Source organism: Thainema salinarum CENA647 (assembly GCF_057732415.1).
In genome coordinates this window covers 1-19,277 of sequence record NZ_JBYJZJ010000002.1, presented here as the reverse complement: position 1 = coordinate 19,277, position 19,277 = coordinate 1, and the positions used below count along the sequence as shown (strand labels likewise).

Below are 19,277 nucleotides of genomic sequence, written 5' to 3'. Positions count from 1 at the left end.
GCGGCTCTGCTTGTGGCGTGCGGTGGGGGTGGCGGGGGCCAAGCTTTCGTTGAGAGCACGCCAACGTCACCCATGCCAGAACGAGCGCAGATTTATGATGGAGTATGGGTGTCGGCCTGCGACGTAATGACGCCTGCGGGCGTCGATCCGCAGCTTCCTCAAGGCCTTTCCCAAAACGAGGTGCTAACCATTGTTAGGACTGGTCCGTCGCAGTTTAAGCTGGAGAGCGCCGGGTCGATCTACAACAATGCCCTTTGCTCAACGGTTACCTCTTACACTCAAGCTTTTCCTACGACAAATTCTGTAGAGGTTGTGGGGGAGCGTGTAGAGCTGGTCGGGCAGGTTGACCTTCTGATGCTGACGCCTGCGATAGGAGCGCCAGTTCGAGCGCTGGCGCGGATACAGGGGGGCGCGCTCTTCTTCTCCCGATCGACAGATATTGGTGTCACTCTTGATGCGCAGGGTTATCCACAGCAGCTCGACCTGACAAAGCCTTTCGTTCATCAGCCCAGGTAGGAGTCCGGCGCATTGTGATCGGGGGATTCGGTGCGATTCGCAACTACGCGCGCGCGTAGCAGCGAACTCCACGCGCTGCACTTGACAACTCATATAGTTGGTCGAGTGGCCCTTATGTGTATATCTCCGCTTCGTCAGAAGGTGGCGAAGGATTTCTCGCCGCGGTGCAAAACACGTGCGGGGATTGGTGCCAAATTGCGGTAGACGCGGAGGCCGGATCGTATGTCTTCTCTGGACAGCGCATTGCTCCTCAGGACGTCATCACTTTTTGGGATCTCTCCAGGTGCACCTAGCTAGTGCCAAGGACATCTTCCTCCTCGCCGAGTATGCACAAGAGAAGCGCTGAAACACTTTCGGTGTTCTCCGCTAAAGCGGCTTCTAGGCCAATGCTATTCGAGGATCGTCATGCGCACGGTCCTGAACGCAGCCAATCCGTACATTGATTTCGAGACTGCTCTCCGTAGATAACGGTGGTGCGCTGCCCCCAGCTTTAGCAACACGCTGATCCAGAGTCCGGGGTTGTCATCGTAGTCGATGGATCGTGTTGCTCGATGCCGGCAGCATGCTGCCGGCATCGAGCGGCGAACACAGCCGGGGGCACGTAGCCAAGCGTGCTGTGCGGCCGGTGGTGGTTGTAGTCGTCGCGCCAGTTGTCGATGACGCTGCGCATGTGCCCCAGGCTGGCAAACCAGTGCTGCGACAGGCACTCGTCGCGGAACCTGCTGTTGAAGCTCTCGATGTAGGCGTTTTGCACCGGCTTGCCCGGCTGGATGAATCGCAGCTCCACCTGGTTTCTCGCCGCCCAGTCCTGCATCGTGCGGCCAGCGAACTCCGGGCCGTTGTCGGTGCGCAGCACCTTGGGCAGGCCCCGCTCGGCCTTCACGGCATCGAGCACGCGCGTGACGTACAGCGCCGGGATCGACGTGTCGGCCGCGATCTGCACGGCTTCCTTCGTGCAGTCGTCCACCACCGTCAACGTCTTGACCTTGCGACCATTGGCCAGCTCGTCGAACACGAAGTCCATGCTCCATACCTCGTTGGGTTGCAGGGGTCGCAGCAGCGGCTGCCTGTGCGGCACCGGCAGCTTCTTGCGGCGGCGCTTGCGCACCATCAGGCCTTCCTCTCGGTAGATCCGGTAGGTGCGCTTGACGTTGATCGACCAGCCATCGTTGCGAAGGCGGCTGTGCAGCATTCGGTAGCCGTGGCGGCGGTGCTGGCCGGCCAACTCCTTCAGGCGCTCGCGCAAGGGCTCATTGCCGTCCTCGCGCGGCTGGTAACGCAGCACGCTCGTGCTGATGCCTACCAACCGGCATGCCTGCCGCTCGCTCAGGCCCTTGGCCTGCAGCTGCCGCACGCAATCGCGCTTCGCCGCCACGGCCATTACTTTCCCTTGAGCACCTCCCGCATCGCATCGATCTCCAGCATCGAGTTCGCCAGCAGCTTCTTGAGCTTCGTGTTCTCCGCCTCCAAGCCCTTCAGGCGCTGCGCGTCCGATACGTTCATCCCGCCGAACTTCGCCTTCCAGGCGTAGTAGCTCGGCTCACTGAATCCGTGTTTGCGACACAGGTCCTTGACCTTCATGCCCGCATCGGCCTCGCGCAGGAAGCCAATGATCTGCTCCTCGGTGAATCGCTTCTTCATCGTCCAATTTCCTCTCAGGGTGAATTGGACTCCAAACCGTCGTGTGGCTAAATTTTGGGGGCAGCGCAGGTTCACTCTACTGACAGGTGCGGCAAATAGGCGCGTTGACCAGCATCGCCACACGCCGGTGAGTCGGAACGAATTGCACTATTTTTGGTGCGAAGCAAAATTTTGAGGCCATGAGTCGCATAATAGACGCGTCACCAAGTACGTCGATATTTTGTTAACGCTATGGCATCTAGTCTTATCAATCCCTCTACAGTCGAGGGTAAGTCTGCCGCTGAACTGCGTGAAATGGCAGCTGCTTTGCTCAAGCATGCCGAAGAAATCTCCCGACGAGAGTTCGAAAGTACCATCAATTTCTTGAACGAAAAGCTCGCCAAGATGGGCAAGACGAAGAAAGACGCGGTCGTAGCGCTTTGTCTTCTGATGAAGCCATCAAGAGCTCGTCGAGACTGTTGAGTCTGTTGAGACGATCGCAGGCGAGCCTTCTACTAAACAGCGGTTGTCTGCCAGCGATGTCGATTCCACGGGCGAGCGCCCGGAGCCCGGTGTGAGTTATCGGCTGCCTGGCGGTGAAACATGGACTAAACAACGCACCGGAGCGTCCAAAAAGGAATTTGTCGCTCATGCGCAAACAGGCTCGTGGAAGGCAATGAAGGTCTAGGGAAGGTCTGCGTAAATCGCGCCGCGATGTGCTGATGGACGCGGGAGCGCACGGACATCGACGCCATGAAGCAAGCCGAGCTGGGCCTGAATCTGACGACCAAGCGCACGCGCAAGCGCGAGTTCCTGGCAGAGATGGAGCGCGTGGTGCCTTGGGCAGCCTTGGTTGCCCTGATCACGCCGTATGCGCCTGAAGGCAGACGCGGTCGCCCACCGTTTGCGGTGGAGACGATGCTGCGCATCCACTTCATGCAGCAATGGTTCACGTTGAGCGATCCGGCGATGGAAGAGTCGCTGCATGACGTACCGCTGTTCCGCGAATTCGCGGGCCTGAACTGGGACACGCCGGTGCCCGACGAGACAACGATCCTGCGGTTCCGCCGGCTGTTGGAAGAGCACAAGCTGGCCCCGCAGATCCTGGCGCTGGTCAACGAACTGCTGGGTGCCAAGGGCTTGATGCTGCGTGCGGGCACGGTGGTCGATGCCACGCTGATTGCGGCCCCGAGCTCCACCAAGAACGCCTCGGGCGAACGAGACCCGCAGATGACGCAGAGCAAGAAAGGCAACCAGTGGTACTTCGGCATGAAGGCCCACATCGGCGTGGATGCGGACTCGGGCCTGGTGCACACAGTGCGCGGCACGGCCGGCAGCGTCAACGACGTGGTCGAGGCCAACACGCTGCTGCATGGCGAGGAAACCGAGGCGTGGGGCGACGCCGGCTACCAGGGGGCTGACAAGCGCCCCGACGCCAAAGCCGGTGTGCGCTGGAACATCGCGATGCGTCCTGGCAAACGACGCGAGCTGGACAAGAGCAGGCTCGCCGACGATCTGACCGACCAACTCGAACGCCTGAAGGCCAGCATCCGGGCGAAGGTGGAGCACCCGTTCCGGGTCATCAAGCGCCAGTTCGGCCACGTCAAGGTGCGCTACCGTGGCCTGGCCAAGAACACCGCGCAACTGCACACCCTGTTCGCTCTGTCCAACCTGTGGATGGTGCGGCGAACTTTGATGGGTGTGCGGGCATGAGTGCGCCCGCAAATGACCAAAGGGCCGGGAAATGGGCCGAAAACGGCCTGATGCCGAACCCTGACGATGCTGACGCAGCAAATTGGCTTGGCAGTTCGACATCAGCACATCTCTCAGCGCATTGCGCAGACCATCCCTAGCGACATCAATTGTTCAGTAGGCTTTCCCAGGTCCCCGGATGTTTTGCCAAAAGTCGACTGGGCCTAGCTGACCTGCCCCCTGTAGACGTACCAATCAAAAGTGGAAGTCCGGATTCAAGATTACTCGATGGGGTTCTTGGTTGAAGGGAATTGAGCTGCATCGCCAGTGCGCTGGCGATGCAGCTCGGCGAAGCGAGCCGGTGGCATACGTCCCAGGCTACTGTGCGGCCTGACCTCGTTGTAGTCCGTTCGCCAGGCTGCCACGGCCACCCTGGCCTGATGCAGGGTCTCGAACCAGCATTCGTTCAGATGTTCGTCACGGAACTTGCCGTTGAAGCTCTCGATGTAGCCGTTCTGCATGGGACGCCCAGGCTGGATCAGGATGTGGCGAATTCCATGAGCCTGCGCCCATGCCATGAAGGCCCGGCTGGTGAACTCCGGACCGTTGTCGGTGCGCACTGCCTGTGGGTACCCACGAAACAGCGCAGCCTGATCCAGAGCGCGGGTGACGTACTGGCCTGAGATGCCGAAGTCCACCACGATATCCACACTCTCGTGGCTGAAATCGTCCGCCACCGTGAGGTACTTCAAACGCCGCCCGCCCGAGGCTGTCGCTGACAAAATCCATGCTCCACACCTCGTTGACCGTGCGCGCCAGTTGCAGCGGCACGCGCTCGTTGACGGGCCGTTTGCCCTTCTTGCGTCGGCGCACGGCCAGGTTGGCCTGCCGGTAGAGGCGGTATACGCGCTTGTGATTGATCCCGGGAAACTGCGGACGCAGCAGATCGTGGATGCGCCGGTAGCCAAAGCGGCGGCGCACATGGGCGATCTCCACGATCCTCTCGTGCAGTTCCATAGTGGCTTGATTGGCCTGTGGTGGGTGGCGGTAGCTGTCGCGGGAGAGCCCCACAAGACGGCACGCTCGGCGCTCGGACAAATGGTGTTCGCTCACCATACGCCCAATCGCCTCGCGCCTGGCCTGTGGGGCTAGCGCTTTACCCCCAGAACGCTCTTGAGCGCGTGCATGTCCAGGTGAGCCTCGGCCAGCAGTCGTTTGAGCTTGGCGTTCTCAGATTCGAGCTCGCGCAGGCGCTGTGCTTCAGAGACCTGCATGCCGCCGAACTTGGCGCGCCACTTGTAGAACGTCGCGTCGCTGAAACCGCCGTTGCGGCACAGCTCCTTGATCGGCATGCCGGCCTCGGCCTGCTTGAGGAAACCAATGATCTGTTCCTCGCTGAATCTGCTCTTCTTCATGTCCGTCATTCTCCTGGTGGTTGACGGACTTCACTAACTTCAGACTGCTACGGCTGGTGGGGGGGCAGGTCATAGCAAGCCTAGTTTTGAGTTCGCCGGGAGGTGTAGAAGCGGTCAATGCAGTCGACACCTCGGACCTGGCTTCTCCCTTGTTCCGTACGCCTTGCGGCTGAGATGTTCGATGCTCATCCAGAAGCGAGGCTCACTATCCCTGCGTTGTCCCCGCCTCGCCTCGACACTCATAGTGGTAGGAGATGTCTTGTGGTTTAAGACGATGCTCGAAACTCCGCTGGTCTAGTGAATCGCCCCGGGATTCGCGGAGGCTGTTTGGTTTAAGTCAGGCCATCACCGCAGTGGCCTGATTGGCGAGATGCCGGTAGTAGTTTGCCTCAGCCTCTGCAGGCGGTATGTACCCGATGGGTTCGAGCAGGCGATGGTGGTTGAACCAGGACACCCATTCGAGCGTCGCGAACTCCACCGCTTCCTTGGTCTTCCATGAAGCTCGAGGGTGAATGAGCTCGGCTCTTGTAGAGCCCGTTGATGGTCTCTGCCAAGGCGTTGTCGTAGCTGTCGCCCTTGCTGCCCACGGACGGCTCGATGCTGGCCTCGGCGAGCCGCTCGGTGTAGCGAATGCTGACGTACGGAGAGCCCCCTATCCGAGTGACAGACCAAGCTGCCGTCGCGCTCGGGCTGGCGGGCATACAGAGCTTGCTCCAGCGCATCGAGCACGAAGTCCGTGCGCATCGAACTGCTTAGGCGCCATCCCACGATGCGTCGGGCGAACACGTCAACAACGAAGGCCACGTAGAGCCAGCCCTGCCAGGTCGAGACGTAGGTGAAGTCGCTCACCCACGGCTGGTTGGGTCGCTCGGCCCGGAACTGCCGGTTCACCCGGTCCAACGGGCATGGCGTCTTGGCATCGCTGATGGTGGTGCGCACGACCTTGCCTCGCATCACACCGCGCAGCCCGAGCTTGCGCATCAAGCGCTCGACCGCGCAGCGGGCCACGACAACGCCTTCGCGTGCCAGCTGCCGCCACACTTTGTCAGCGCCGTAGACCTGCATGTTGGCCTGTCAGACGCGTTCAATCTGTGGGACCAGCACCTCGTCGCGATGCGCTCGGGCGCAGCGCCTGTGAGGCTCCGTGCGTAGCGCCGCATGCCTGCGGTATGCCGACCGGGGCGACCTGCAAGGCATTGCAGAGCGGCTCGACCCCGAAGACATCGCGATGCTTGTCGATGAAGTCCCTCAGGACTTCAGGCGGCGGTCGAGCTCCGCCTGGGCGAAAAACGCGCTGGCCAGCTTCAATATCTCGTTGGCTCGACGCAGCTCTTTGTTCTCGCGTTCCAGCTCCTTGAACCGCTGCGCCTCACTGGTCGTGACGCCTTCACGCACGCCAGCATCAACCTCGGCGCGTTTGACCCATTCGTTCAGCGTCTGCGGCACGCAGCCAATCTTGGGTGCTATGGACTCGATGGCCGCCCACAACGACGGGTACTCACCGCGATGCTCTTTCACCATCCTCACCGCCCGCTCAAGTACCTCGGGCGAGAACTTGTTCGACTTGCTCATGGCTCAATCCTCTCAGAGTGTTGAGCCTCCTCAAAACCCGGGGCGATTCAAGTGACTGCGTCGTTCTGATCGATGCATTCATTTAGCTGGGTTTGTCGCGCCGCCGCGCTACGGCCAGCTCAAGCTTGGTGAACACGCGAGTTCTATGAGCTTGAACCGCGACGCAATGCATCCATTTTTCGACGCACCGCCCTGCAGTCAAACTCACCTTTTGCAAGTCGGTTGGAAACTGGAAGAAGAACCTTGCTGTGAGATTGTGGTCCTCTACCTCTTCCAAGAGAGAATTGAACGGAGCAGGTCCGTGCACGACTCCGACCCCCGAGCGTGCTGTGTCTCTGTCGAAGGGGTGCTTCGGTAGCGGTCAGTGCCCGTGAATCGACTCTATCAGTGCCACTTGTCTGGGGAGACAGTGGCGTTTCAGGTCATACAGATCGCATGCCACCTGTCGAGCTCGAATGCCGAGGCGCGTGCGCAGTTTGCTGTCCGTGGTTAAACGCTCAATCGCACCCACTAGTGCTTGCGGGCTAAAGAAGTCAACCAGCAGACCTTGTTCCCCGTCTTCTATCACCTCACGCACTGGCGCAGTGTCACTCGCCACAATAGCGCACCCAATGCTCATGGACTCCAACAGGCTCCAGCTCAGAACAAATGGATATGTAAGGTAGATGTGGACCGCTGAGAGCTGAAGTACGCGGGTAAACGCATCGCGTTGGAGACGTCCCAAGAAGTGCACGCGTGAGATGTCTTTGGCTTCAATCTGAGAGCCCATCTCGGCGAGCATGAACTCTCGCCAGTTCCGGTGATGCTTGGGCAGCTGACCATAGCTAACTCCATCTTCGCCCACGATCACGACGTGCGCCTTAGGCCGTACGCGAAGTATCCCGGGTAGAGAGCGCATGAATGTATGGAATCCACGGTATGGCTCCAGGTGTCGTGCGACAAATGTGATGACTTCATCGTCGCGGCTAAGCTCTAGATCGTCTTGAATTCGTAGGCGTACTGAGTGATCAGGCTTTAGAGATTCGGTGTCCAAGCCGTCGTGCACGACGGCGATGCGCTCTCGCCAGGGCGAAGGAAAACGACTGGCCTGCCAACGTGTGGGACTGATCACCATGTCGGCTTGTGCAAGATGCGCGAAGTTATTCAAATTCTTCATCTGAAGACGGCAGCGCTGCCCGTCATCACCATCGACAGCCGTGGTGGAAAATTCTGGATCAAATCCTGTGTCTGCCCCTTCCGCAGTGTAGAAGAACTCTCCGTAGAGAATCAACTTTGCGGCAGGCCATAGCTGTTTTAGAAACAGTGACTCACCCCAGCCCGGGTGGGCATAGATGACATCGGGCACCAGCCCCTCACGACACAGCTGCTTCGCCTTTCGCCAGCACGCTTCCGCACGGATGGTCTTGGTTTCGATGTCTGCGACCCAAGGATGGATTTTGGGTGAGCTCCGGCCCGCAGGGAGGTAGTTGTGAACGGTAACTCGCCTCCAGGATATCTGCTCGGTGGCATTCGACACCCGCAGAGCAACTACGTCGTGTCCGCGTGCCGCCAATGCAGGTGCCAAGTGTAGGAATTGTCCGGGGAAGTTCTGATGAACAAACAGGATTTTCAAGGTACGACTTCTATTGGCTCACATGAAATTCTGACGTGCGCGTACGAGTGTTGGTCGGCCAGTCGCCTTGTGGTTTCCGGCTTGCGCTGATCACGCTGCCGTAGCTGATAGCCGCTAGCAGCGGCAAGCACGAAAGAGGGCGCGCAACCACTGTGCGGGGTTGTCGCCGGTGTCGTGTGATCACGCCACAGCGACAACTGAGATCGCGCGTCTGGCAGCTTACGTGGCGTACTCGCTATTCGTGCGCTTGCGGAACAGGCGTCGGAATTCCGGCCTCCAGTAGCACACAGCAGGGGTCGAATTGCATGAGGAGCCCGCCCTACTGCACGCCCTTCAACTCCTTATTCCGAAGATGCGAATGGAAGATGCGGCGCTGTTTCGACAGTCGGCGGTGACCTCGGGAAGGTCTGCAAAACCTCGGCACCCTTGGCCTGATGTGAGACATTGACGGCATGAAACAGATGAGCCTGGGCGAAAGCGGATAGGAGCGCAAGACCAAGAGGACGCGCAAGCGCGAGTTCCTTGATGAGATGAACCTGGTGGTGCCCTGGGCCGAATTGGTCTCGTTGATCGCACCGCACGCACCAGCCCCTAGCGCCAAGGGCGGACGCCCACCGTTCGCCGTCGAGACCATGCTGCGCATTCACTTCATCCAGCAGTGGTTCAACCTCTCGGACCCGGCCATGGAAGAGACCCTATACGACATGGCGCTGTTCCGTGAGTTCGTGGGCCTGGATGCCGGTGAAGACAACCTGCCTGACGAGAGCACGATTCTTCGGTTCCGCCACCTGCTCGAAGCCCACAACCTGAGCTTGCAGATCCTGGCCACAGTCAACGCCACGCTGGCCCAAGGGGCTGTTGCTCAAGAGCGGCACCGTGGTCGATGCCACGCTGATTGCCGCGCCAAGTTCGACCAAGAACAGCAGCGGCGAGCGCGACCCCGAGATGCACCAGACCAAGAAGGGCAACCAATGGCACTTCGGGATGAAGGCGCACATTGGGGTCGATGCCGACTCGGGCCTGGTGCACACGGTGGTGGGCACAGCGGCCAACGTCAACGATGTGACGCAGGCGCACGCTCTGGTGCACGGAGAGGAAACCAATGTTCTTGCAGACGCTGGTTATCAGGGCGTGGGCAAGCGTGAAGAGACCCAGGACATCAAAGCTCATTGGCACGTGGCGATGCGACCGGGCAAACGCAAGGTGCTGGACAAGAGCACGCCGCTGGGCGCGATCCTGGATCAACTGGAACAGGTCAAAGCGCGCATGAGGGCCAAGGTCGAACATCCGTTGCGGGTGATCAAGCGCCAGTTCGGGCATGCGAAGGTGCGCTATCGAGGCCTTGCCAAGAACACGGCGCAACCGCACACGTTGTTTGCGCTGTCCAACCTGTGGATGGTGCGGCGCACGCTGCTGCAGGAGATGTGGGGATGAGTGCGCCTGCAGGCGGTCAGAGGGCCGCAGAACAGGGCGAAATCGGCCTTCAAACCGACCTCGAATGCCTGAAATCGCCGTCATCCGAAATCGAGTGCCTCAACTCGCGCTGCGGCGGGTGTTGTGCAGACCTTCTCTAGGTTTTTTTGCTGGCATGGTCTTGCTTAGCACACACGAAACTCCGCCGATCCCACTATCTGTCGCGCTCACGACAGGTCGGTCTGAGCGCGCGCCAATTCGAGTTCCGCTCTTGTCGTGATTCTGGCTTTCCGTGCTGACCGACCCTTTTCCGCGCGTGCGCCGATTCGGACAATTGGTGGCTTGAGTCTCGCAGCTGGTGATGTAGCCATGCACTCACGAGATCGAAAGCGCAATATGAACCGCATGACGTTCTGTAACTAATAAAACATACTTGGAGATGGCATGGGCTTGTTTTCGTTTGTTTCGTCGGCGGTGAAGGCGGTCAAGCAGACCGTGGTGAAGGCGGTGATTGCGGTGTCGACGTTTGTGTCGCCGGTGACCAGTGTGATCTCAAACGTGGTCAGTGCGATCCCCGTGGTGGGGGCGGTGGTCAATGCGGTATCGAACTTTCTCGCGGGCCTGACTTCGCTCTCGGCGCTCAGTCCAGAGAACTTCAACAAGCTCACGGCGGCACAGCTCAATGACTTTGCGAGCAACTCGCTGTCGGCGGTGCGCCTGTCCAGCGCCACCACTGGGCAGCTGAGCGGCTGGCTAAGCGCCAACGCCCCCAGGCCACGCAGCTCAAGGAAGCGTGGGCGTACGTGACGCCCCAGGCCATGGCAGCGACCTCTGAGGCGGTGCAGGTGAAGATCGGAGCGGCTGCTCTGCTGGAGTGGCTGCGTGCGGCACCCAGCGCCTATGCACAGGCTGCGGCTGTGCACACGATGGACGCGTTGCAAGCGGGTGCGGTGGCCACGTTCTCCAAGGCCACGCTGCAGGCGATTTACGACATGGGCAAGCTCGACGGCATCAGCACGCAGCAGCTGCAGAGCTGGCTGGACAAGAACAACGCGAAGCTGGCTGATATCCCCGATGCGTGGTTCTCGGTGTTAAGCGCCGAGGTCATCAACGGGCTGAGCGTGGAGAAGTTCCAGAGTCTCTCGGTGAGCCAGCTCAGGAGCCTGAGCGCATCGACCTTTGGCAGCCTGTATGCCAGCCTGATCAACAGCCTGTGCAGCGATGCTGCCAAGATGGCCGCCCTTAGCCAGGACAAGATCCAGGCGATCTCCACCCAAACGTTTTCGGGCCTCAGCGGCAAATTCGTGAGCGCCCTCTCAGCCACCTTGCTGGCCTCGGTGCGCAGCGAGCAACTCAAGAGCCTGAACGCGTCGGAGTTTGGCACCCTGGGCGTGCCCACGCTCAACGCGCTGAGCTCGGCCTGGGAGGGGATCACGGCGGGCCAGCTGGCCGCGGTGGGAGAGCCCGTCTTCCAGGGTCTGAGCCTTGCGCTGCTCAACCGCCTGAGCAAGCAGGCGGGGGCAGGCATCAGCGCGGCTCGCATCCAGGCGATGTCGGCGCAGCGGGTGGGGCAGCTCACGAATGCGCTGAGCGGGTTGAGCGATGCCGCGGCAGCAGCGCTCAATGGCGGGCAGTGGGCAGCAGTCAGGGGGGTGCAGATCGGCTCGCTGAGCGAGCAGCAGGTGAGGACATGGCTCGCGCCTGCGGTGATGGGGCACCTAAGCAAGGACGCTGTGGGCGGCTTCACGGCCAGCCAGGTCAGTGTGTGGAGCGCTGCTCAGGTGCAGGGCCTGGGGGCGCAGGTGGCCGCGCTGGGCAGGAGCGCGCTGGGCGGTCTGTCTGCCACGGGCGCCTCGGGGTTGAGCACAGCTCAGGTGGGGTTGTTCAGCGCGGCGCAGCTGTCCTCTCTGAGCACCCAGGCGTTCAGTGGTCTGATCGAAGAGGCTGTGGCAGGCATCACGGTCACTCAGATCAAGGCCATCTCGGCTGCACAGCTGGGGCAGCTGAAGTACTTTGCCGCGCTTCGCACGGCCAGCGTTGAGGCGCTGACGCTGGCGCAATGGCAGGGGGTCACGCAGAACCAGATCAAGAGCCTGAGCGCCAGCCAGGTCGCAACATGGCTCAAGCCCGAGATCCTCCACGCGCTTGGCGCGGACGCCCTCTCTGGGCTGACGTTCGCTCAGGCCTATGGGCTGACAGCGGAACAAATCGCTGCGATGGAGCCCGATCGAATCAGCGCGCTGTCGGTGGCCGCGCTGATGGCGCTGAGTGCTCAGGCGGTGGCTGGCTTCACGCCTGAGCAAATCGCGCGCCTCTCCCCACAACAGGTTGCTGCGCTGGGCAGCAAGCTGAGCTCCCTGCGCAGTGACACCCTCGCCGCCATCGACGAACAGCAGTGGCTGGGGTTTCAGAAAGACCAGAGCATCGCCCTCTCTCGCGAGCAGATCGATAAGTTCGTGCCGGCTGCAGCTGTAAAAAAGTCGGTGGATATTCCGGAGTTCGATAATCGCGGTCTCAGCGCAGGTCTTCAAGAAGTCGAAGTCTTGGATGGAGATGCTGAGTGGCAAGTGTATAAACGGTTTAAGTCACCGACCAATACCTATGGGGCGTACAACACGGCAGACCGGATTGCCAATGGTGCCATTCGATATTGGGCGCACAATGACAGATTAGCCGGCCAGACCAATAAACAAGATAAATTTGTGCATGATCGATTGGCGGGGTTCGCTCAGTCAGTGTGGACAATGACGGCGCTAATGGGCGTCGGATATGCTATCAATGGAGATCTGGGTGCAAAAAAAGGGAGCTGGGCACACATGCAGGCCCAAGCTCAATTGGGCCGTGCAATTGTAAGTGCTGGCTTTGAATCAATGCTTCTGATGGGGAATCTGTATAGGTACTCGAGCTGGATGTCGAGAAACACGGACCCTGCGGCGGCGGCTCTTGCCGAGGCCGCCAGGTACAACAAGATCAAGGCGCAGCGCGATTGGATTGGATTGGTTGGTGGAGCTGGGTTCACTCTCAGTGGCATAGTTGGATTGGGATTTGCTTCCAAGAATCTGGAAAAGGTACTTAGTAATCCAGACAGCACAGAAAATCAAAAAATTGTCGCAGGGCTCTCGCTCGCTGGCAGCATCAGCAGCATCTTGACAAACACTTCAAAAACGATTGCTAGTGCAGCAACAATCCTGGGCAAAACTGCTGCGGCCCAAAACTGGAATATTGCGGGCACAGCCTTTGGTGTTGCAAATGGACTGATTGGCGCCATTGGCGTTTTGGCATTGGCGTTCGAGATGATGCGCTATCGGGGGGGCAAAAGGCAGCAATCGCTACCGAAATGTCGCTGCAAATTGCCGGGGGTCTGATTCAGGCATATTCTTACTATAAGCTTGCCAGTGCATTTGCCACTGGAACGAGGCAAAACTGTTGCCTTTGCTCGGGATGGCCTTATCTGCGATTATGTTGATGGTCTCTCCAATAGCAATTCAGGCAATACGAGACCAATATGAATATGCTGATGAACTTGCCGAGTTGGGAGAGATCATGTCTGCCAATGGATATGTGGGAGACACCATGCTCTCTGAGTTGTGGAACGAAAAAACCGACAGCGAGAGCGAACTTTCTCATCGGTCCGACAGCGGCATCTGCCGCAGGTATCGCTATGTCGATCATCTCCTACGCTACTGGTGTGGGGGCGGCAGTTGGAGCTGCGGTGTCGCTGGTAACGGGCGCGATAGGCATGGCACTTAGCTGGGGTGAGCAGCGTAGATTGGAAAAGCTCGTAGGAGAATATGCCGCCAAGATTGACGAGGCAGGAGGTCCACGGGTATTTTTCAATGCCAATCTTGACGCTCAACAGCGGTTGTACGAAGCGCTGGACGACGTAAAAACCTACGTAAGCCAGTTGCAAGTCGAGCAGATATGACTGACAGTGGTGGTCGGCAGTCAACGTTTAAACTTCTCAGCCCTTCAGCCATGGTACTTGCCTCGGTCACTCGTAATGCCGACCAGGTCGTGTCAAGGACGGCTTACGCCAAGCGCTATGTGGATGGCAGTGTGATTCATGACGAGACGCTGACGATCGATCCTTTCAAGGGGCTTATTAATCTGGGGGGTGGCGAATCTGGCAAAGCGCAGTTTGTGGAATTCCTTACTCCGCTAATGTTTCCCGGTGAAGATAAGGTCGAGCGAGTGAAGACCGGGAAGTCGACGTATACGGCATCTTTGGATATTGTAACCGATGGAAAATGGACGATTAAGGATGGTTTGACAGATACCACGATGGATCTCAGGCCGATAGTTACCACGCTGAGCATTACCGTCGACGATTGGGTTGTTAAAAATAACAGAAGTCTTCGCTTTAACGGGATCACGCACCAGATAACGAAGACTGCCGTTGTTGAAGTCTGAAGGTGGTGCAGGCGATGACTACGTGATTGCAGGCGCGCATCAGATGACATTTGACGGAGGAGATGGGGCTGATGTAGTTACCCACGGTGGACTGGACGTTTCATCGGGAATTGTTATCCGCGCCACGGAGAAGGGACTCGAAGTCACCAAGCGCACGCATTCCCGGATCTACAAGGATGTGACTGAGACCAATGAGACTCAATACGGAGATCGAACGGAAGAGTTGCAGTACAGAAAAATTGTATTGAGCGACGAGGCTGTGAGCGCGACATACACCGACCAGCTGATAGGTGTTGAACATGTTCAAGGCACCAGTCTCAATGACGATATGCGTGGCAATGCCGGAAGCAATATTTTTGACGGAGGCGAAGGGAACGATCTTCTGATGGGGGGTGGGGGCAATGACATTCTCATCGGTGGGGCGGGTGTAGACGTCGTCGATGGGATGGAGGGAGACGACTACATCATCCAGGATGCACCGATGTCATACGTTGGGTCGCGCCACACACTTTTTGGTGGGTCCGGCATCGACGCCTTGGATTACTCGCGCAATCTCACTGGATCCTACGCACTCATCGCAGATCTCACCTTGGGCGTGGTGGTGAGCCAAACATTCATCAGTTCGGAAGGCGTCACCAGGCCGGCTGTGAACGATATCGTGCACGGCTTCGAGAACTTTGTCGGTACGGCTTCCGATGATCACATCACTGGGACCGTTGATGCAAACAAACTCGTGGGTATGGCGGGCAACGACACCATCATCGGTGGAGACGGCCAATGACACCCTGCACGGAGGAGCAAGGGAGTGATAGCTTGAGCGGAGGTGCCGGTGACGACTACCTGCTGCAAGATGTGGAGCCTCACGGCGATACTATAAATGGTGGTGACGGACTCGACACTGTGGACTACAGCATCACTGTGTTCAGTACGGCTCGCGGGGGAATGGAAAGCCGAGGCATTGAGGCCGACCTAGTCAAGCAGAAGGTCACGAAGTACACAAACCTCAGACGAAAGTCTCGAAGACAGTTTGATCTCGATTGAACACGTTGTCGGCACCGCTCTGGACGACAGAGTATGGGGAGATGAGCACAACAACGTGGTTATCGGTGGTAATGGGCGCGACAGCTTGCAAGGAGCTGGCGGGGACGATCTACTTTTGGGCGAGAGCGGAGTCGATTCGATTTCCGGCGGCAGCGGGGCCGACACGGTGTCGGGTGGTCAGGGAGCGGATATTGTTGACGGGGGCGATGGCGACGACCTGTTGCTACAAGACATTGAAGCCTTTAGCGACATGCTGAGCGGAGGCGATGGCCTCGACACTGTTGACTACAGCATGACGAGCTTTGCTAAGCTTCAGCGAAGTGTTCGAAGTTCCACGGCAAGCTGCTTTGTACACGCTAGGTTTGTGGTCTAAACAGCTCGACTTAATCAAAGGGGAAAAATACGAGTTCACTGTTCAAATCGGTACCCCTGATGTGCAGGAGTGGGGACTCCGATTTGCGATTAACGGCACCCCGTGTCGAGATTTGAAAAGCCAAGATGGTATGTTGTTCACCTTTGTCTTTGCTGCTGAAAGCACGGGCGCCGAGCTACTTGGCTTTAGAGGACTACAGGTGGCGTGTGCCGGAGTGCACGGTACATCAGTCTTCACAAGCGTCGATACTCAAACTGACGAGAAGCTACGGGATTAAAAGTGATCTCGCGGTCGGCAAGGTCGACAAGGGTAACGGCCATTGGGATCAGCTCACAGGAATAGAGAACCTGATTGGCACTTCATTGAACGATGAAATAAGTGGCACAGTGGAAGCCAATGATCTTCGCGGAGGCGACGGCAATGACACATTGGAGGGGAAAGCAGGAGATGACCTTCTGGTGGGCGAGCGTGGTGCGGACTCAATCTACGGTGATGATGGCAATGATGTCATCCTTCAAGACATTGAACGCAGCAATGATTGGATAGATGGCGGGAGTCGGGTGTCGACACCATCGACTACAGCTTCTCAGAAGGAAGGTCGGTAGGCACCCAGAGATGCATCAACGCAGATCTCGCGCGAGGCAGCGTTATCAAGTTCTTGAATGGAGGGCCGGACGAATCGAATCCCGTCGACAAGGTTTTGGGTATAGAAAACATTGTGGGGACAAGCCGCGAAGACATGCTTGCGGGTGACGCCGAGGACAACGGGTTCCACGGCGGCGGGGCGCGGGACGTGCTAGATGGTCGTGCAGGAAATGATCTGCTGTTTGGCGGGGATGGGGATGATGAGCTGATCGGCGGAACGGGCAACGACACTTTGATCGGAGGTACAGGCAAGGACCTGCTTCGCGCAGGCGAAGGCAATGACCAGATTTTGCAAGACTTGGAGAATGAAAACGAAACGATCGAAGGCGGCGCTGGTGTGGACACTGTTGACTACAGCTTGAACCCCTTCGGAAGCGTATTCAAGCAGACATTCGATGACTCTCTTCCTTGGAGAACCGATTACGTTCTTACTTAGCAAGGCCAATGCAGCAGGCCGGGTCGCGTTGGCGGGAGACATCGAGGGTGAGGGTGGCGCACGTACTGAGGTGGTCACTGCGGGCACTTGGGTTAGCGCATTCTGGAAACAAGATATCGAAATTTCCAAGGGCGAATCGTATGTGCTCAGCGTAGAGGTCTTCCATTCAGAAGGGGCGCCGGAAGTTTGCGCTTTATAGCGGAGAAAAACAGCTTAGCGCTGGACACTCACAAGAATCCGAGCCTGGGCGCGCAACGATCATGTTCATGTTTGAGGCGGCCGTTGGCGGCATGCAGGTCCTGTCGCTCAGGGATCTGGACGACGAAACTGTAGGAGTCGTGTACACGATAGACAACATCGAGCTTGTGACCAATCGCTATGAAGGCATTCAAGCTAGCCTGGAGACCGGTGTAGTGAAGAAAGGGAATGGCGGAACCGACTCCTTGCGAGACATCGAGAACCTGGTGGGCACCGCCTTCAAAGATGTTCTGCACGGTGACGGATCGGCAACCTTCTGCGTGGAGAGGCCGGCGACGACACCATTCGAGGTGGCCAGGGTAACGATATTCTTGCGGGGGAGGCGGGCTTGGACCGGGTGTGTGGAGATGAAGGCGATGACCTTGTGCTGCAGGACTTCAGCAAGGGTTCCGACACTCTCATCGGCGGAGCGGATGTTGACACCGTGGATTACAGCGTTACGGCCGATACGCTGGAGCGAAGCCTGACCGACCAAGAGCGCGCAATTGGATCGATGGGCGAACGAGCTTGATACCGAAATCAATGATCCTGCGCTGAAAGCTGAAGGGCAGTCTGAATGGGCCAAGGCGAAAATTCAGCAGTTGCAAGACAGCTTCAAGGCCCGCGTGGACGCATACCTCGCTGAGTTGCGGCAGACGAAGGTGGGCATCGTCGCTGATCTTGGCCTTGGGACGAGCAGTAAATACCTTGAGGGTGTCTATGTAAGCTCGAATAGCGACGTGCTAGAAAGTATCGAAAACCTTGTCGGCACCATTCTCAATGACTCGATGACGGGGCGATCCGACAATGTGCTCTCTGGAATCGGCGCTGACAGCCTGTCGGTGCTGGCGGAGATGATATGTTGAACGGCGGCAACGGGAATGACGCTTGTGATGGGACAGTCTGGGGACGATGTTCTTTCTGGAGGAGCGGGAGCCGACCGGATCAACGGGGGCGCCGGTAATGATTACATCCTGCAGGATGTTGAACGACTGGTCGACTCAATCGATGGCGGCGATGGCGATGACACGCTGGACTACAGCGTCACCGAGTTCGAGTACCCGCGAAGGCATGGGAACTACGGGCATTGTCGTTGACGTCGGGTTGGGAAAGGTGTTCAAGTTCAGCGGTGTTGACGACAGCATTTTTGACCGCATCAGTGGCATTGAGGAGTTCATCGGCACTTCTCTGGATGATCTTTTTAAAGGAGACAGCAGCGACAACATCTTTACTGGAGGCGCTGGTAGCGACAGGCTGATTGGCGAGGCGGGAAAGGACGGGCTGAGTGGTGGGCTTGGCGATGACACTCTGATCGGGGGAGCTGACGACGATCTGCTGATTGGCGGACTGGGGTCGGACCTCATGGATGGAGGCGATGGCGACGACCACTTTGTCAGGATATCGAAGTCGACCGTGACACGTTGATAGGGGGTGCCGGGTCAGACACCATTGACTACAGCGCAGCGGACCTCAATGTGACTAAAGAGTTGCGAGGAACCTAGGCATCGTCGCCAACCTCGCCCCGAAGGCCGTGTCTATAAATTCGGTAGCCTTAGCAGTGACATCTATGACACCGTGCAAGGCATTGAGCACGTGATGGCTACGTACTTAAACGATGTCTTGCACGGGGATGCCGGCAAACCGCTTCCATGGCGGGGAGGGCGACGATCGGCTGGAGGGATACGGTGGCAACGATACGCTTGAAGGCGGCGCCGGCGCCGACACCTTAATGGGTAGTAGGAGATGACTGCTACATTTTCACCAGAGGTGATGGCGCGGATCAGATTCGGGAGACGTCCGGCTTCGATGTACTGGCATTCCAAGAGGCGTTCCTGTTCGATCAAGCTGTGGTTCAGCCGCAGCGGGCAGGACATGAATGTGCAGGTGGTGGGGACGTGACATCATTGCTCTCACAGACTGGTATGTGAATACAGATGCCAAACTTGAACGATTCTTGCTCGCTGACGGCAAAACGTTGACCGTGGTAGAGATGGAGGCCTTGGTCGAGGCAATGGCTGCATTTTCACCGCCGGATGCGGGCTCCAGTGGGGCATCGCATGCTCAGCACCTTGTAGCCCTGAATCCGGTGCTGGCGGCGAACTGGCAATAGCTCCGGTGCTGACCCTTGACCAGCATAGTGTTGCGCGCGACTGTGTGTGTTGGGCGGCGAGGGATGGAGCCAGATTCTTGCCACCTTCTTAGTGGCGAGAGAGCTTTTCAACTACCGCTGCTTCAGCAGCGGTAGTTGAAATCGATCAAGCTCTCACATGATCGAGCGTTGCGGATTGGACAGTA

The 19,277-nt window shown here is 58.3% G+C and carries 20 protein-coding genes, 4 pseudogenes and 1 other annotated feature; of the genes and pseudogenes, 20 read left to right on the top strand and 4 right to left on the bottom strand.

The features are described 5' to 3' along the window. The first annotated feature begins 12 nt into the window (after positions 1–12). A complete protein-coding gene (locus AC286M_RS00230; protein ID WP_488202468.1) occupies positions 13–516 on the top strand; it encodes a hypothetical protein in 504 nt (167 codons plus the stop codon). A gap of 490 nt (positions 517–1,006) precedes the next feature. Here AC286M_RS00230 and AC286M_RS00225 read toward each other — a convergent pair. Beyond that, positions 1,007–2,157, bottom strand: a protein-coding gene (locus AC286M_RS00225) for an IS3 family transposase (RefSeq protein ID WP_488202467.1) whose coding sequence is annotated in 2 segments (ribosomal slippage) — positions 1,007–1,905 and positions 1,905–2,157 — 1,152 coding nt in all. Because the reading frame shifts where the segments join, the coding sequence is not laid out codon by codon here. Positions 2,158–2,388: 231 nt separating this feature from the next. Here AC286M_RS00225 and AC286M_RS00220 point away from each other — a divergent pair. Together AC286M_RS00220 and AC286M_RS00215 are read left to right on the top strand one after the other, a co-directional pair. After that, positions 2,389–2,619 (top strand): hypothetical protein, encoded by a 231-nt coding sequence (locus tag AC286M_RS00220; protein ID WP_488202466.1) that lies wholly within the window; start codon positions 2,389–2,391, stop codon positions 2,617–2,619. A 270-nt stretch (positions 2,620–2,889) separates the two neighbouring features. Then, positions 2,890–3,849, top strand: coding sequence for an IS5 family transposase (locus AC286M_RS00215; protein ID WP_488202465.1), 960 nt, complete (start codon positions 2,890–2,892; stop codon positions 3,847–3,849). Positions 3,850–4,109: 260 nt separating this feature from the next. On the opposite strand, the pseudogene AC286M_RS00210 reads toward AC286M_RS00215, so the two are convergent. The 3 genes and pseudogenes from AC286M_RS00210 to AC286M_RS00200 all read right to left on the bottom strand — a co-directional run bounded on the left by AC286M_RS00210 (position 4,110) and on the right by AC286M_RS00200 (position 8,427). Then, a pseudogene (locus AC286M_RS00210) lies at positions 4,110–5,243 on the bottom strand (IS3 family transposase). Between the two features lie 337 nt (positions 5,244–5,580). Beyond that, a pseudogene (locus AC286M_RS00205) lies at positions 5,581–6,815 on the bottom strand (IS3 family transposase). Then, positions 6,421–6,537, bottom strand: a sequence feature (AL1L pseudoknot). It overlaps the preceding pseudogene by 117 nt. Positions 6,816–7,176: 361 nt before the next feature. Beyond that, positions 7,177–8,427, bottom strand: a complete 1,251-nt coding sequence (locus AC286M_RS00200; RefSeq protein ID WP_488202464.1) for a glycosyltransferase — start codon at positions 8,425–8,427, stop codon at positions 7,177–7,179. Between the two features lie 494 nt (positions 8,428–8,921). Between AC286M_RS00200 and AC286M_RS00195 the strand changes: the two are divergent. The 17 genes and pseudogenes from AC286M_RS00195 to AC286M_RS00115 form a co-directional block, all read left to right on the top strand. Beyond that, a pseudogene (locus tag AC286M_RS00195) lies at positions 8,922–9,861 on the top strand (IS5 family transposase); the annotation flags it as partial. Positions 9,862–10,284: 423 nt separating this feature from the next. Continuing rightward, positions 10,285–10,647, top strand: coding sequence for a hypothetical protein (locus AC286M_RS00190; protein WP_488202463.1), 363 nt, complete (start codon positions 10,285–10,287; stop codon positions 10,645–10,647). An 11-nt stretch (positions 10,648–10,658) separates the two neighbouring features. Beyond that, positions 10,659–13,205 carry a hypothetical protein gene (locus AC286M_RS00185; RefSeq protein WP_488202462.1) on the top strand — a complete coding sequence of 849 codons (2,547 nt, stop codon included), beginning with the start codon at positions 10,659–10,661 and terminating at the stop codon, positions 13,203–13,205. A gap of 76 nt (positions 13,206–13,281) precedes the next feature. Continuing rightward, entirely contained in the window at positions 13,282–13,590 is a 309-nt protein-coding gene (locus AC286M_RS00180; protein ID WP_488202547.1) for a hypothetical protein, read from the top strand. Continuing rightward, positions 13,502–13,765 carry a hypothetical protein gene (locus tag AC286M_RS00175; protein ID WP_488202461.1) on the top strand — a complete coding sequence of 88 codons (264 nt, stop codon included), beginning with the start codon at positions 13,502–13,504 and terminating at the stop codon, positions 13,763–13,765. The genes AC286M_RS00180 and AC286M_RS00175 overlap by 89 nt, the downstream gene beginning before the upstream one ends. Further along, positions 13,762–14,250 (top strand): hypothetical protein, encoded by a 489-nt coding sequence (locus tag AC286M_RS00170; RefSeq protein ID WP_488202460.1) that lies wholly within the window; start codon positions 13,762–13,764, stop codon positions 14,248–14,250. The genes AC286M_RS00175 and AC286M_RS00170 overlap by 4 nt, the downstream gene beginning before the upstream one ends. Then, the gene (locus AC286M_RS00165; RefSeq protein WP_488202459.1) at positions 14,237–15,031 is read left to right on the top strand and encodes a calcium-binding protein; all 795 of its coding nucleotides are present in this window, start codon (positions 14,237–14,239) and stop codon (positions 15,029–15,031) included. Before AC286M_RS00170 ends, AC286M_RS00165 begins: the two co-directional genes overlap by 14 nt. After that, positions 15,028–15,291 carry a hypothetical protein gene (locus AC286M_RS00160; protein ID WP_488202458.1) on the top strand — a complete coding sequence of 88 codons (264 nt, stop codon included), beginning with the start codon at positions 15,028–15,030 and terminating at the stop codon, positions 15,289–15,291. Before AC286M_RS00165 ends, AC286M_RS00160 begins: the two co-directional genes overlap by 4 nt. Next, positions 15,278–15,664 (top strand): calcium-binding protein, encoded by a 387-nt coding sequence (locus AC286M_RS00155; RefSeq protein WP_488202457.1) that lies wholly within the window; start codon positions 15,278–15,280, stop codon positions 15,662–15,664. Before AC286M_RS00160 ends, AC286M_RS00155 begins: the two co-directional genes overlap by 14 nt. 149 nt (positions 15,665–15,813) lie before the next feature. After that, a complete protein-coding gene (locus AC286M_RS00150) occupies positions 15,814–16,269 on the top strand; it encodes a calcium-binding protein (RefSeq protein WP_488202456.1) in 456 nt (151 codons plus the stop codon). A 53-nt stretch (positions 16,270–16,322) separates the two neighbouring features. Next, positions 16,323–16,745 (top strand): calcium-binding protein, encoded by a 423-nt coding sequence (locus AC286M_RS00145; protein WP_488202455.1) that lies wholly within the window; start codon positions 16,323–16,325, stop codon positions 16,743–16,745. Positions 16,746–17,247: 502 nt separating this feature from the next. Continuing rightward, positions 17,248–17,514 carry a calcium-binding protein gene (locus AC286M_RS00140; RefSeq protein ID WP_488202546.1) on the top strand — a complete coding sequence of 89 codons (267 nt, stop codon included), beginning with the start codon at positions 17,248–17,250 and terminating at the stop codon, positions 17,512–17,514. Beyond that, complete coding sequence (locus tag AC286M_RS00135) at positions 17,489–17,848, top strand: hypothetical protein (RefSeq protein ID WP_488202454.1); 360 nt, start codon at positions 17,489–17,491, stop codon at positions 17,846–17,848. Before AC286M_RS00140 ends, AC286M_RS00135 begins: the two co-directional genes overlap by 26 nt. Before the next feature lie 15 nt (positions 17,849–17,863). Then, positions 17,864–17,944, top strand: a pseudogene (locus tag AC286M_RS00130) (hypothetical protein); the annotation flags it as partial. A 19-nt stretch (positions 17,945–17,963) separates the two neighbouring features. Continuing rightward, complete coding sequence (locus tag AC286M_RS00125) at positions 17,964–18,407, top strand: calcium-binding protein (RefSeq protein WP_488202453.1); 444 nt, start codon at positions 17,964–17,966, stop codon at positions 18,405–18,407. Between the two features lie 190 nt (positions 18,408–18,597). Then, on the top strand, positions 18,598–18,729 hold the full coding sequence (locus AC286M_RS00120) for a hypothetical protein (protein WP_488202452.1): 132 nt from the start codon (positions 18,598–18,600) through the stop codon (positions 18,727–18,729). A gap of 129 nt (positions 18,730–18,858) precedes the next feature. Beyond that, positions 18,859–19,092, top strand: a complete 234-nt coding sequence (locus AC286M_RS00115) for a hypothetical protein (RefSeq protein ID WP_488202451.1) — start codon at positions 18,859–18,861, stop codon at positions 19,090–19,092. Positions 19,093–19,277 lie beyond the last annotated feature (185 nt).